The organism is Sphingomonas sp. LR60 (assembly GCF_036855935.1).
Taxonomy (GTDB): domain Bacteria; phylum Pseudomonadota; class Alphaproteobacteria; order Sphingomonadales; family Sphingomonadaceae; genus Sphingomonas.
Genome location: NZ_JASPFK010000001.1, coordinates 1040876 through 1054524 on the forward strand (window position 1 = coordinate 1040876; position 13649 = coordinate 1054524).

Consider the following 13649-nt stretch of genomic DNA (forward strand, 5'->3'; position numbering starts at 1 on the left):
CGGCAACGCGCAGTTCGGCGAACGTCAGCAGTGGAGGACATTCTTAGATCATGGACGACCACCAAACAGCGAGCGCTGGGCAGCGGTGGCGCGGTCCCACCATGCGCGGGACAGGAGAAGGGCGATGCGCTCGGTCGCATCGCTGCCATATCGGACGAGGACGGCGGGCCAGCCACGGTAGTGGTCCGTTTCCCAGAACGTCGCCGGGTCCGTCTCAATTAGTACCTGCTTCTCGTCGCCTGCGACATGTAGGACGAAGCTGTTTGAATCTGGTGCGGTAGTGCCAGCGAGCGTCTTGCCCCGGAACTTAAGTGCAGGCTTGCCGTAGGAGACGTCCAAGGTGACCCCAGGCAGAGCGATGCCGGCGTCAACGACAGCTGCCCAGTCCTTCAACGATGCCACTCCTCGTGTCTCAACCAGAGCAAAGTCTACCAATTACGAGGCCGCAAACCAATGATTCATCTTCTAAGAGTGAGCAGCGGATCACTCTGTGCCGCGCCTTAGGCGCAATGGCGGACGGTCGGAGGCGAGATGAACGACGGTCCGGAGGTGAGGCGGCCTTTGCCGCCGTGAATGTCCGTTGTGGGTCCGAGCCGCCCTACCGGGCGCGCGGCCGAAGCCATCCTCCCTTATGTATTCGTACACGATGAAAGGCGCACGTGCACCGCAGCGCTACTAATCGTTTGGTCGATCTGCAGACGACCGCCCCGGCACGCGCTGAGACGATCGTCCATCCACGATTAGGCTTGGATGAGTCCTTCGTGTGCCATCGCCTTTCGCACGGCCGGGCGCTTCATCATTCGATCTCGGAGAGCGACAAGGTTGGCCGGTGCCTCGACTCCGTTTTTTCTGCCCACAACAGCATAACGAACAGGTAGCAGTCGGCAGCGCTCACGGTGTCGCCGAACAGGTAATCACCCTTCATCGTCTCGGCTAGCCACGTCATCCGCTTGACGATGGTCTCACGGGCCTTCGCTTTCTCATCGTCGCTAGCACCCGCGAAGAACGGCTTGAACGCCTTGTGAATCTCGGTCGAGATGTAGGCGAGTGCTTCGAGCAAGTGGGTGTGCCCCATTGCGCCGGCGGGTTTAAGCGCACCGTCCTGATGGGCAATCCAGTCGAGGATGGCGACATTTTCGGTGATCGTTTCGCCGCTGTCCAGTGTCAGCGCGGGCACATAACCTTTGGGATTGATGGTCAGGAAATCCTCACCGTGTTCGGTCTTCCTGGCCTTCAGATCGACCTTTTCATGCTCGAATGCGAGACCGGCTTCATGGAGCGCGATATGGTCAGAAAGGCTGCAGGCGCCGGGTGCGAAATAGAGCTTCATCATTCTCTCCTCGTGATTGACCGGGCAACGCATCAAAGTTGGCTGTGGCCCCCATAATGGTTTGAGAAACCATCCGGAACGACGTTGTAAGGTAGTGGAGATCCTCTCGAGCTACGACACGCTTCCAGCGCGAAACGGCACCGTCTTCAAATTGAGATGCCAAGGTACCTCGCCTACGGCGATGATGAACGAACGGCGAGATTGGGAGAGTGGATTGGGTGCGCTGCGTGGCGTCATCTGGGTCAGAAAGCACGTGCGGTATGCCGCGATCATACTGGCGGAGATCGACACGCCAGAAGTGGCGGTGCTTCGTCATGATGACCGTGCGGTCACGAGTGGGGACTTGCTGGGTCGCGCGATTGGATAATGCGGAACTCGCCGGCGGCGTGCATCATGCTCATGAGGTATGACATGCGGTTCAGCGTGTCAGACGATCGTTTGTTTCGCTGAGATCCAAGGTGCCATTCACCTCGTCCTCTGACAGCCACTCAGGAGACTAAGATTGTAGATGCTGGTACGACCTTGGTATAATTATACCGCGCATCCAATCACATCTAAGCCAATCTTAACCTTGTAGCTTCAGCTGTTCGGTATCTACCGCGTTGTCCGAAAGCAGTATGCCATGCTGAAGTGGTTCAAAGAGATCGCTCCGATCCGCCTCAAATTCAAGGTTCTGCTCTTTGTGTATGGAAGCTTGGCAGGGGCACTTGCAGCGATAGCCAGCTACGCCGCGCTTCATTCCTCAGCTACTCAGTCCACCCCGGTCATTGGAGCCGCGCTGGTGCTGTTTGCGCTGGTTATCGTGGTCACGTTAACTGCGGCTCACTTGATTTGCACGCCGTACGTAAACACTGTTTTGCGAATGGAAGCTCTTGCAGCGGGCGATCTGGACAGCCCGGTTGCGTATACGCGACACCGCGACTGCGTCGGTCGGATGACGACGGCGATGGAGAGCTTTCGTGAAAGCTCATTGGCGGCTGCCGAGTGCAATTCCCAACGTGCTATGGCACTGGCGATGGGCGCAGGCCTGACCGAGATCGCGAACGGAAACCTGTCTCACCGTATCACCGCGGAACTAAGCGGTCCTTTTGCCAAGCTCAAAGAGGACTTCAACGCGGCGGCCGCTGCCCTCTCCGACGCGCTCGGCGTTGTAAACTCCAGTGCGTCTGGCATTGCGAGCGGCGCCCATGACATCCATCAGGCCGCTGACGATCTCTCACGCCGGACAGAGCAGCAAGCGGCGTCGCTCGAGCAGGCTGCTGCAGCCATGCACCAAATCACCACAACGGTTCAGGATACTGCTTTAAGCGCTGCCCGCGCGAACGATGCAGTCACGCAGGCACGTGAGGACGCAGGGCAATCCGGTGAGGTCGTGCTGCGTGCAGTCGAAGCGATGAATGGTATCGAGCGGTCATCGGTCGAGATCAGCGAGATCATCGCGGTGATCGACGGAATTGCGTTTCAGACGAACCTTCTTGCGCTCAACGCGGGTGTCGAAGCCGCGCGAGCCGGCGACGCTGGGAAGGGCTTCGCTGTCGTGGCAAGTGAGGTTCGCGCACTGGCGCAACGCTCTGCCGATGCCGCTAAGGACGTTAAGGCAAAGATCACTTCTTCTGGCCAGCAGGTTGATGTCGGGGTCAGGCTGGTGGCTGAAGCGGGCGCGTCATTGGATCGCATATCCCAGCGAGATCGGCAACATCAGCGGTCTTGTCTCGGGGATAGCATCTGCGGCGGATCAGCAGGCGACCGGTCTGCAACAGGTGAATCAGGCTGTCGCTGAAATGGACAGCGTTACGCAGCAGAACGCTGCCATGGTAGAAGAGACAATGGCAGCTACAGCAAGCTTGACCGAGCAGACCGACCGGATGGCGGCGGAAGTCGGACGCTTCAAGATTGCGGCAGGTGCAAACGTTGTATCGATCGATGCCCAGCGATCCGCTTCGGCCCTTTCTTCGGTAACACGGCAGCTGCACAAGAGATCTACGCGCATGTAATCCGCTGACCCTGCCTCCATTTGGCGAGCCCTGCTGAGCGCACAGAAAATTAGGAACCAGGTCGACGGACATTCTTAGCGATGGGTGCGCGCGTAAGGCGGAAGCAATGTGGCTGAATGCGACTTCACTAAGGGTTTGATTGAAATCTTTGATCAAATTAACGTTGTGTTGTCGCGTCTTGATGCTCAGGCCGTAAAAGACCTTGTCCCGGTGCGCGTCAGCGGCATGCGTCTTCCTTTTCCTGCGCGAGGCTGGCGCTGTCGATGACGTAGCGGAAACGGACGTCGCCTGACTTCACCTTCTTGTACGCCTCGTTGATCTCTTGGATCGGGATCACCTGTACGTCGGGCGCGATGCCATGTTCGGCGCAGAAATCGAGAACCTCTTGCGTCTCCGCGATTGAGCCGATCAGCGAACCTGCGATTGACTTGCGCCCCATAATGACCGGCATGTGGTTCCAGCCTGGCATGGGAGCCAGGGCGCCGACCGAGACATAGGCAGCATCGTGCTTGAGCAGCGGAATGAACGGGTCGACCTTGTGCTTTTCGGGGATGGTCGAGAAAATGAAATCAAACTGACCTTCAAGCGCTTCCAAGGCTCCCTTGTCGCCTCCGACGACGCCCTTGGCACCCAGCTTCTCTGCCTCCGCAACCTTCTCCATGGTCGTCGTGAAGACCGTTACATCGGCTCCCATCGCAACCGCGATCTTGACCGCCATGTCGCCAAGACCGCCGAAGCCGACAACGCCGACCTTGCCGCCCGCCTTTACGCCCCAGTGCTTCATTGGCGAATAGGTCGTGACGCCCGCGCATAGGATCGGGGCTGCCGCCTCAACCGGAATTGATGCCGGGATCTTCAGCACGAAATTTTCCCGCACGACGAGGACGTCCGAGTAGCCGCTGAACGTATTGTCCCGGCCATACATGTTCGTGCCCGTCTTCGCCTGCGCAGCGGGCTTCATCGGGCCGTTATAGGCCGCTAGCCAGCTGTTCGGTCCTTCGCAATATTGCTCGACACCTGCCTTGTACGGACCGCACTCATGGCAGCTGTCGATCATGCAGCCGACGCCGACCAGATCGCCCACCTCATGCTTGGTGACGCTCGCACCCTTGGCCGAAACCCGCCCCACAACCTCGTGGCCTGGCATGCACGGATAGACGGTGTTGCCCCAATCATTCTCGCACTGGTGGACGTCGGAATGGCAGACCCCGCAATACAGGACGTCGACCTGCACCTCGTTGGCCTTGGGTGGATCACGTTCGATCTCGATTGGCTTCAGACGCGAGAAACTATGCTTGGCGGCGTAACCGGGAGCAATGATCATGATTGATGACCTTTCGTGAGGCAAGGATTGTCCTGCCGACGATCGTCCGGTCAGCTGTCATTATCCTGCTATGAAGCACTATATTTTTGTCGATACATTGTATCGCGAGAGAGGGGCATAAGGTCGTGCAGTCGCACTTTAGCAGCGGTTGCGGTACATGAGGGCCTGGTTGGCCAGACGGGCAACCATGAATGCAAGAAAGCATCCATGAAGATCAGCGCGCGTAATCAGATTTCCGGCACTATCGTCTCGATCACGCCCGGCGCAGTGAATGGTTCGATCAAGGTCGACATCGGTGGTGGGAACGTCGTGGCTGCCAACATCACCGAAGAGGCGATTGCCGACCTTGGTCTGGCGGAAGGCGAGGCGGTCACCGTCATTATCAAGGCCAGCGATGTGGTGATCGGCAAGTAAGACGAAGGTTGGACCCCTCTGGCTGGAAATTCAGATCGCATGCGGGGATGCCCTGGCGATGGGACTGGGTAGGGCCGACCTCCTGGAAGCGATTTGGTCCGACGGGTCGATCAGCGCGGCAGGCCGCGCACTCGGCATGAGCTATCGCCGCGCTTGGCTGCTGGTCGATGAGATGAACCGCTGCTTCGATCCTCCGCTGGTGGATACGGTCAAGGGTGGCGGGCTCGATCGCGGGTCGCGGGTAAGCCCGTGACCTGACCCCGACCGTCGTGCTGACGCTGGGCGCGAGCTACGACTGGCGTGACCTGTCACGCGCCGAGGAATACGGCAATCCGCCCACGGGCGGCGCGGCGCGCAGCTTCAGCTATCCGCTACGCAACGCCGATGCCTGGAACGCGCAGGGCGCATCGAGTGGAAGCCGGTCGAAAGCAGCCGCCGAAGTCGTAGCGGGCACCCGGCGCATGGTCGGTCAGGCCATTGGCATATTCGAATGCCCCGAGCTCGAGCGCGGCAAGCTTTTGCGCCACGCCGCGGAGTTGCTCGTCCGATGGTCCGTCGAGAAAATCGTCGACCATCACACGTGCCGAGCGGAGTTGCCGGTTGGCCAAGGCGCGACGAGCCGCGGCAAGCGTCTGCTCATAGATCACGGCATGTGGGTGGTAGCGCTGGCGGGCTTCGTCGGGGTCGCGGGTATCAAGGGTGCGCTTATACTGGCTCGACGCGCCATCGAAGACCGGGCGGAACGCGGCGGGGGCGACCCGTCGGAAGTAGAAAATGCCGGCGCGAGGATCTTTGAAAGGAGTGGCCATACGGATCACTTCGTACGCATTCTTTGTACACAAGGATGGGTAAAGGGTCCATGAAGACCGCCAAAACCGCGCAAATCCGCCACTTTGGCGGACGCTGGTGACCCCTACGGGAATCGAACCCGTGCTTCAGCCGTGAAAGGGCAGATAGCTGGCTTATTTGAGGTTTGCCGGCGTTCACGCATCCCCAAGACGCGTGGGTTAACTGGCCGTTGTTGCCCGCCCTGGTTCGCTCATGTATATTCGATGTATATTTGACGGCTTTCTGGAGTGAGTAGTGGCGAAGACCCTGGTGGAGCATCGGATCGCGGGAAGAGCGGACCGCAAGCGGCTCGACCCAAGCTCGACGCCTTATTGGCGCAGCGTCGATCCAGATGTGCACCTCGGCTATAGGAAGGGCGCTAGGGGAGGGACTTGGCTCGTTCGGTGGCGCATAGGAACGGGATACCGCCAGGCTCGCCTTGGAACCGCCGATGACGAGCTGCACGAAGGCACGATGAGCTTTGACGCAGCAATTCGAGAGGCCCGTTCATTTGTCGAGCGCGCCCGCGCATCGGAACGGGCCGCTGCTCGAGGCGCTCCGACTACCGTAGGTTCAGCCGCCGGCGCCTACATCGCGAAACGTGATGCACGTCACAAAGCGCGTTCGGGGAATGCTGTGCGATCCGATGCAAATCACCGGCTAACGAAGTATGTCGTCGGCAAAGCGGCATCCGGTCGCCGCGCCGAAATCGATCGTAACCCCCTGGCCGATGTCGAGTTGCACGCGCTGAAAGAATCGCAGCTGAGGAAATGGCTTAACGAGCTGCCAAGTACGCTGAAGGAGGCAACGAAACGGCGACTTATTAACGATCTGCGCGCAGCCTTGAACGAAGCTTACACTACCGACCGGGACCGCCTGCCGCCCGCTCTACCCGAAATCTTGAAAAACGGCCTTCGGCTAGACGTGGTCGATTTCGACCGAGACCCGATCGCTCGCGAGAACCAAATCCTCAATGACGCTCAGATCTCACGGATCGTCGTGGTTGCCCGTGAGGTGGATGTCGAACAGGGCTGGGAAGGGGATCTGTACCATCTAATTCTGGTGCTTGCCGCCACGGGATCAAGATTCTCGCAAATAGCGCGTGTTCGCGTTGGGGACTTTTTGCCCGATGAGGCGCGTCTCATGGTGCCGTTCAGTTATAAAGGTAAGCGCGAGCGTGGCGGTGAAACGCCGGTCCCGTTGGGCACCGACGTTGTGCGGGCGATCAAGGCCGTCGCGGCGGGCCGAGCAGCTTCCGAACCATTGTTGCAGCGATGGCGGAGCAAGCAAGCTCCAGGCGGCATCCGTTGGGTCAAGGAGAGTAGAGGTCCCTGGCAGCTACCGACAGAAATCGTTCGTGCGTGGGGGCTGATACGCACAAGAGTGGGGCTGCCTGACATCGTTCCTTACTCGCTCCGGCACTCGAGCATCGTAAGGGGCATTCGCGCCAACTTGCCGATCCGCCTAGTCGCCGAACTGCACGATACCTCAGTGGCTATGATCGAGCGTCACTATGGACGCTATATAGCAAGCGGCTTTCACGAACTCGCGGCGAGAGCAGTTGTCCAGATTGTCCATGATCGTTGAACGCGCAGGCTAACACTCGGCTAGCCAGCAGCTTGACGTATGACCTCGCCAAAAAACGTCTAAGCGATTTTTGCCTAAAGCAAAAGCAAGCCAAGGACTATGTTTGTATGTCGCTTGCCCGGTCGAGAAGCGTCGTAGAACCGGCGTCGCGTACCGCTGAGCCGTCGATGCGCGTAAATAGGTGGGAGCTAAGATGCTTTAGTCCTCTATAGCCGGTCTGCTGATGCCCGGTCTTTTTGAAATGCCACTTTGACGGAAAACGGACCGGCTGTCAGGTGGTCACCGAGAGGTATACCCAAAAAGCACCGACCGGGACGGCGGTGATCTCGCTTGAGGGCAATAGCGGTATGTCGATCGAGCTTGGGTCCGCGTGTCTGCCCGGCAGACACTGTGCGGAACTCGTTGTCACATTGATGGAACGACGATAGAACGGCCAGTACTTGGGAGCAGTCGACCAAAGCGCGTCTTCCGAGCGTTGCCGCAACAGACAGCGCGAGATGAGGCATGATGGGGCATCGTACAGGCGAATTAGCGTGACAAAGGCGACTCATTTCGTCGCGCTGCTGCAGAGTCACATCGATGGCGATGACGAGCAGTTTCTCAGTGTCGCGATGCAGGCGGCCGCTAATGAAGCGCGCCTTGGCCATGGCAAGGTCGCTCAGCAGCTGCGCGAGATGGTGGATGATGCCCGAGCACGGGGCAAGACAAAAGCGCGGGCGCATGCCGTTCCCCTTGTTCAGCCTCGTGGCGAGTTGGCGAGTCTGGTCGCTGCCAAATATGTCGATACGCGGCTATCGAGTATGGTCCTCCCAGTTGAGTTGCGAGATCGTCTTCAAAGGGTAATCCTCGAGCAGCGGCAGGTGCATCGCTTGCGCCAGCATGGTTTGCAGCCGCGCCGCAAGCTTCTGCTCATAGGCCCGCCTGGAGCAGGTAAGACGATGACCGCGGCAGCCATCGCCGGCGAGCTTAAGCTTCCATTGTTTTCGGTCCTCTTGGACGGGCTGCTAACAAAGTTCATGGGCGAGACAGCCTCGAAGCTTCGCACGGTCTTTTCAGCGATGACCGAGACTAGGGGCGTTTATTTCTTTGACGAGTTCGATGCGATTGGAGCACGCCGTGGCGAACGCAACGATGTAGGAGAAATCCGGCGCGTTCTAAACTCCTTTCTGCAGTTCTTGGAAGAGGATGACAGCGAAGGATTGATCGTTGCTGCGACCAACCATCCCGAGCTCTTGGACCCAGCGCTCTTCCGGCGCTTCGACGACGTGATTGAATACACCCTGCCAGACGCGCAGGTAGCTCGGGCGATCCTTGAAGCTCGGCTATCGGCCTTCGACACGGCTTCCGTGTCTTGGGAAGACGCAACCGAAGGGGTTGATGGGCTAAGTCAGGCAGACCTTTCGCGTGTTGCGGACGAAGCAGCAAAAAGGACGTTGCTCGCAGGGCGTGACGGCGTGGAGACAGCGGATCTTTTCGCTGCGATCGCTGAGCGGAAGGCGGCGGCTCGTCGGTAAGAATGGCAGACGAACAAGCGCGGCCGCATCCGCATATCTATCTTCGGGGTACAGGCACGCGGCGGGGTTACACAGCCTACCAGGCGGGCGGTGATGGCGGCGGTGGACTGCCGCAGCGCGATCGGGTTGGCCATGCAAATGCCCTAACCCAAGCCCTGACGGCGGTTGTGCAGCAAGGCGAGACGGTCCTCGCAAACCGGGACGCGAATATCGCTGCTGGAGAAAAAGGCTTCTATGTCGAGTTCACTCTGCCTTCGGGCCAGGCGGACATCGTCGACAAGCTGGAGAACCGACGGGGCCGCTTTCCGATTGAGCTAGTGAACGTGCACCCGGCGGAGGAGGGGCAGGTTTCGGCAACCGTGTTCGTTCCCGAGGCGCAGAAGGACTATTACCTTAGAAAAGTTGCGGCCTATCGTGACGACGACAATGTCACCTACAAGACACACGACGACGGCTTCGTCGAAGAGCTTCGCAAGCCAAAAAATCAGCGCCTCATCGCGTCGATCGAAACCGCGCGTTTAGCGGTCGCTCGATCCTTCTACACCGACCAGGCTAACTTGTTTCCCGCGCCGGGGGGCGAGGCCTGGTGGGAGGTGTGGGTTCGCAAAGGAACAAAGGGGTCGTTCGACAAGGCCGCGCAGGCGCTTGGCATGGTCACACGCGAGCATACCCTCGAGTTCGCTGAACGTGATGTGGTTATCGCTAAAGGTACGCCTGAGCAGCTCGGACGAGTGATCGCCAACACTGACAGCGTTGCCGAGCTCCGTCTCGCGCGAGACACGCCCTCGCTTTTTATGGGCATGGATGGTGCTGAGCAACGAACGTGGAGCGCAGATCTAGCAAAGCGGCTCGTGCCGATCGATGACGAAGCCCCGGCCGTATGCCTGCTAGATTCCGGTACGACCATCAACCATCCTTTGATCAAACCTTACCTTCTACCTGTTGATCAGCAGGCATTCGACGCCGCTTGGAATGCTGAGGATGTCAGTGCACAAGGTCACGGAGGTCACGGTACGCAGATGTCGGGGACATCGCTGTACGGCGACCTTATGGAAGTGCTTGATGGGACCGGGCCGATCGTCGTCCGGCACCGGTTGGAGTCAGTAAAGATCCTGCCGGATCACGGCGCCAATGCCCCGGATTTATATGGTGCAATCACTGCTCAGGCGATTGCGCGAGCAGAGATTGCTGCGCCAAATCGACCAAGAGCTATCTGTCTAGCGGTTACAAGCCTAGGCGATCACGGTCGCGGCCGACCATCGGCATGGTCGGCCAAGCTAGATGCGATCACCTTTGGTCGCGACGAGGTGCAACGCTTCATTGCGGTCGCTGCTGGCAATATCCGCGAGGCGATCGTTGCGGCAGACTATCCAGCACGCAACGATACAATGCCGATCGAAAATCCGGCTCAAGCATGGAATGCGTTGACTGTTGGAGCGTACACTGAGCGCACGCTCATTTCGGATCCGACTTATGCCGGCTGGAATGCGCTTGGTGCCGCCGGTGACATCATGCCGCGGAGCCGAACCTCCGTCAGCTGGATTCGAGAATGGCCTTTGAAGCCCGATGTTGTGTTCGAGGGCGGAAACATAGGCCATGATCCAGCGACGGGGCAGGGCGATCATGTTGATGACCTCGCCTTACTGACCACATATCGCACGATCGCCGAGCGACCTTTCACGACAACCGGTGACACCAGCGCGGCTACTGCGCTTGCCGCCCGAATGGCGGCACAGATCATGGCGGAAAAGCCAACATTGTGGCCGGAGACGGTACGCGGTCTCATCGTTCACTCCGCAGAGTGGACCGATGCTATGCGTGCCAATCAGAACACCATTGGCAAGCCTGCTCTTGTGCGTCGCTACGGCTTTGGCGTTCCTTCCTTAGTGCGTGCTCTCGGCAGCCTCGATCACGATCTAACTATTGTTACCGAAGACGAGATCGTGCCATTCAAGATGAAGGGTGGAGCAGCGATTACGGACGAGTTGGCAGTCCACCAGCTTCCGTGGCCAAGAGGCGCACTGCTCGCACTTGATCCTGCGACGCTTGTCCAACTGCGAATAACCTTGAGCTATTTCATAGAGCCTAACCCTGGTGAGCGGGGATTGTCACGACGTCACGTTTACGCAAGCCATGGATTACGCTTCGACCTAAAGCATGCGGATGACTCACTAGATACTTTTATTCGACGTAGAACGTCTGAGGCAGGTGCTCGACCTGCAAGGCGCGCGGCGTCGGATGCCGGCTGGACTATCGGTCCTCAGTTGCGAAATAGAGGATCGTTGCACGCCGATATTTGGGAAGGCACCGCGACGGAGCTTGCCGCTCGTGACGCGATCATCGTCTATCCAACAGGGGGTGGTGGAGAGAAAATGTTGCGAAGGGCCATGCGGGGGAGGCGATACGATATAGCCTGATCGCGAGCATCCGCGCGGCACCAGGAACAGAACTGTACACCGAGGTTACTGCCCAAGTCGCGCCTGAGGTCGCCATCGAGATCTAGCGGCGACGCTAGATGCAGCGGCGCGCAAACATAGCGGCGTCCGCTCGCAATCAAGATTTCGTGCTTACATTATCCGTTGCGGGTGGATACCAACGGCGGGTTCCGCTTTTGCGTTTGGCTGTCCCATTTCACCGTATCCACAGGGCCATTTCGGGAAAGAGCAATCGGGAACACATTTCGGGAAACGGCTGCTTCCATGCCAACCAGCGGACCCTGCAAACGTCAGCCGTCCCAACCATCCTTCCTTTACGGGAACGCCAATCAGGCTCTGGTTAGCTCAGTTTTGCGCGTGATAGTCCAATGCTCCAGTCGTTTGTAGACGATCACCTTGTCGCCGAGCAGATCTCCATGCCGGCGACAGAAAAGGTCGAGCTGATCGTGATCGCCGACCAGTTCGACACAGATCGTCAGATGCGGATCGGCAATTTCCGAGCCGTTCTCCCGGATCGATTCGTGATTGCTGAAGCCGTAATGGGTATTTTGCGCGACGGCGTTGATGATGCAGTCCGCCTTCGCGGTGCGAGATCAGCTCACGATAGAGCGGCTTTGCCCCCAGAAGCGACGCGGGCCGATCTTGTCGGACGGTTTTAGATAGATGCGCAGCATCCCGACTTCGCGGTGATGGACAGTGAAACGGTTGGGCATGACGGGCTTTCGACAGGAAACAGGATCAGGCGCGCGTGCGCCGGCGAGAAGCGCGGTGCGTGCGGGCATCGCGCAGGGTCGCGTCGGGTGTGAGGTGTGCGGCAGGTACCTTTGGTACAGCGACGCGCTGCGACAGGTAGATGCCGTTGTGGCCTGAGCAGAGGTAGGCGACGAAGCACGCGACTGCGATCGGCACGGCATAGGTCGCGCCAAACAATTCGATCCCCATGAAGGTGCAGGCAAGCGGCGTGTTGGCTGCACCCGCGAACAGCGCGACGAAGCCGATCGCCGCGAACACCCCCGTCGGCACTCCAAATACGGGCGCGAGCGCATTGCCGAGCGCCGCGCCGATGAAGAACAGCGGGGTCACCTCCCCGCCTTTGAAGCCGGCACTTAGGGTGACGACGGTGAAAAGCAGCTTCAGCGCCCAGCTCCACGGGTACGTATTGGAGCCGAAGAAGCTGGCAATGGTCAGGCCACCCGGCGTTGCCGCCAGCGTGCCTAGGCCGAGATAATCTTGCGTGCCAAATAGCCAGACCAGCGCGATCACGGCCAAACCACCGATAACGGGTCGTAGTGGGCCATAGGGTATCACGCGCTTCAGCCATCCGCCGAGCGCATGGTTGGCCTCTGCAAAGGCCAGCCCGACCAATCCGAATACGACGCCCGCGAGGCTGGCTTTTGAGACGAGCGACGCGTCGACCGGCACCATCGCATCGACATGGTAGGCGCCGTGATGAATGCCCCAGGAAAGACAGGTCCAGTCACCCACCAGTGCCGCGACCAAGCATGGTACTAGCGCACGATACTCGACCCGGCCGATCGCCAGGACCTCCAGCGCGAAGACCGCGCCCGCGATCGGCGTCCCGAAGACCGCGCCAAAGCCCGCCGCGATTCCGGTCATCAGCAGGATGCGTGTCGCTTCCGCATCCAGCTTGAGTGCGCGGCCGAAGCCGCTGGAAAGGCTGCCGCCCAATTGCACGGCGGTGCCTTCACGCCCCGCCGATCCCCCGAACAGGTGCGTCACGACCGTGCCGAAGAAGATGAGCGGGGCCATGCGCAGCGGCACACCGCCCCCCGGTTCATGGATTTGCTCGACGATGAGGTTGTTACCGCCTTCGACCGAGCGCCCTGTCAGATGGTAGAGCAGTCCGACCATGAACCCGCCGATCGGCAGCAGGTAGAGCAGCCAGGGAAAGGCAAAGCGAAGCCGGGTCACGGCATCGAGGCTCCACAAGAAGGCCGCGCAGAGCGTTCCCACCGTTGCGGCCATCGGGACCAGGATCAAAGCCCACCGCAGCACCGACATGGCATGGGTGCGGCGATCGCGAATGAACGCTGCCATGTTGAACTGGTCGTAGAGATTGCGAAATGTCGCGCGCACGATTCCTCCTTGCTGCCTTGCGGCGCTTGGTAGGAATCATCGGCCCTTGCGAGGGCGGTTCGGCCGAATGGCCCGGCGGAAATCCATCGCCGTGCCCGAGCATATGATGTCCGACGGCGACCTGGT

General features: G+C 59.5%; 11 protein-coding genes, 1 pseudogene and 1 riboswitch. Of the genes and pseudogenes, 7 read left to right on the forward strand and 5 right to left on the reverse strand.

Features of this window, described 5'->3' with window-relative positions; genetic code table 11:
• Positions 1-48: 48 nt before the first annotated feature.
• A complete protein-coding gene (locus QP166_RS04740; protein WP_333914877.1) occupies positions 49-393 on the reverse strand; it encodes a hypothetical protein in 345 nt (114 codons plus the stop codon).
• Between the two features lie 403 nt (positions 394-796).
• Positions 797-1330: a glutathione S-transferase N-terminal domain-containing protein gene (locus QP166_RS04745; RefSeq protein WP_333914878.1), complete on the reverse strand. Its 534-nt coding sequence runs from the start codon at positions 1328-1330 to the stop codon at positions 797-799.
• A 622-nt stretch (positions 1331-1952) separates the two neighbouring features.
• Between QP166_RS04745 and QP166_RS04750 the strand changes: the two genes are divergently transcribed.
• A complete protein-coding gene (locus QP166_RS04750) occupies positions 1953-3110 on the forward strand; it encodes a methyl-accepting chemotaxis protein (RefSeq protein ID WP_333914879.1) in 1158 nt (385 codons plus the stop codon).
• A 431-nt stretch (positions 3111-3541) separates the two neighbouring features.
• On the opposite strand, the gene QP166_RS04755 is transcribed toward QP166_RS04750, so the two are convergent.
• Positions 3542-4648 carry an NAD(P)-dependent alcohol dehydrogenase gene (locus QP166_RS04755; protein WP_333914880.1) on the reverse strand — a complete coding sequence of 369 codons (1107 nt, stop codon included), beginning with the start codon at positions 4646-4648 and terminating at the stop codon, positions 3542-3544.
• A gap of 207 nt (positions 4649-4855) precedes the next feature.
• On the opposite strand from QP166_RS04755, the gene QP166_RS04760 reads away from it, so the two are divergent.
• Both QP166_RS04760 and QP166_RS04765 read left to right on the forward strand, forming a co-directional pair.
• Entirely contained in the window at positions 4856-5062 is a 207-nt protein-coding gene (locus QP166_RS04760) for a TOBE domain-containing protein (protein ID WP_333914881.1), read from the forward strand.
• Between the two features lie 58 nt (positions 5063-5120).
• A pseudogene (locus QP166_RS04765) lies at positions 5121-5309 on the forward strand (winged helix-turn-helix domain-containing protein); the annotation flags it as partial.
• Positions 5310-5433: 124 nt separating this feature from the next.
• On the opposite strand, the gene QP166_RS04770 reads toward QP166_RS04765, so the two are convergent.
• Entirely contained in the window at positions 5434-5871 is a 438-nt protein-coding gene (locus QP166_RS04770; protein ID WP_333914882.1) for a DUF6538 domain-containing protein, read from the reverse strand.
• A gap of 274 nt (positions 5872-6145) precedes the next feature.
• Between QP166_RS04770 and QP166_RS04775 the strand changes: the two genes are divergently transcribed.
• From QP166_RS04775 to QP166_RS04790, 4 genes are all read left to right on the forward strand, one after another.
• The gene (locus QP166_RS04775; RefSeq protein ID WP_333914883.1) at positions 6146-7477 is read left to right on the forward strand and encodes an integrase; all 1332 of its coding nucleotides are present in this window, start codon (positions 6146-6148) and stop codon (positions 7475-7477) included.
• 533 nt (positions 7478-8010) lie between these two features.
• The gene (locus tag QP166_RS04780; RefSeq protein ID WP_055817233.1) at positions 8011-8991 is read left to right on the forward strand and encodes an AAA family ATPase; all 981 of its coding nucleotides are present in this window, start codon (positions 8011-8013) and stop codon (positions 8989-8991) included.
• Positions 8992-8993: 2 nt separating this feature from the next.
• Positions 8994-11408: a S8 family peptidase gene (locus QP166_RS04785; protein WP_333914884.1), complete on the forward strand. Its 2415-nt coding sequence runs from the start codon at positions 8994-8996 to the stop codon at positions 11406-11408.
• A 386-nt stretch (positions 11409-11794) separates the two neighbouring features.
• Positions 11795-12085 carry a hypothetical protein gene (locus QP166_RS04790; protein WP_333914885.1) on the forward strand — a complete coding sequence of 97 codons (291 nt, stop codon included), beginning with the start codon at positions 11795-11797 and terminating at the stop codon, positions 12083-12085.
• 79 nt (positions 12086-12164) lie between these two features.
• Here the strand turns inward: QP166_RS04790 and QP166_RS04795 are convergent, their stop codons facing one another.
• A complete protein-coding gene (locus tag QP166_RS04795) occupies positions 12165-13523 on the reverse strand; it encodes a voltage-gated chloride channel family protein (protein WP_041394249.1) in 1359 nt (452 codons plus the stop codon).
• Between the two features lie 23 nt (positions 13524-13546).
• Positions 13547-13623: riboswitch (Fluoride riboswitch) on the reverse strand.
• Between the last annotated feature and the right edge of the window lie 26 nt (positions 13624-13649).

Excerpts from the sequence above, each read along its gene's own strand:
- QP166_RS04745 (WP_333914878.1), bottom strand. The coding sequence starts at position 1,330 with ATGAAGCTCTATTTCGCACCCGGCGCCTGCAGCCTTTCTGACCATATC.
- QP166_RS04750 (WP_333914879.1), top strand. The coding sequence starts at position 1,953 with ATGCTGAAGTGGTTCAAAGAGATCGCTCCGATCCGCCTCAAATTCAAG.
- QP166_RS04755 (WP_333914880.1), bottom strand. The coding sequence starts at position 4,648 with ATGATCATTGCTCCCGGTTACGCCGCCAAGCATAGTTTCTCGCGTCTG.
- QP166_RS04760 (WP_333914881.1), top strand. The coding sequence starts at position 4,856 with ATGAAGATCAGCGCGCGTAATCAGATTTCCGGCACTATCGTCTCGATC.
- QP166_RS04770 (WP_333914882.1), bottom strand. The coding sequence starts at position 5,871 with ATGGCCACTCCTTTCAAAGATCCTCGCGCCGGCATTTTCTACTTCCGA.
- QP166_RS04785 (WP_333914884.1), top strand. The coding sequence starts at position 8,994 with ATGGCAGACGAACAAGCGCGGCCGCATCCGCATATCTATCTTCGGGGT.
- QP166_RS04790 (WP_333914885.1), top strand. The coding sequence starts at position 11,795 with ATGCTCCAGTCGTTTGTAGACGATCACCTTGTCGCCGAGCAGATCTCC.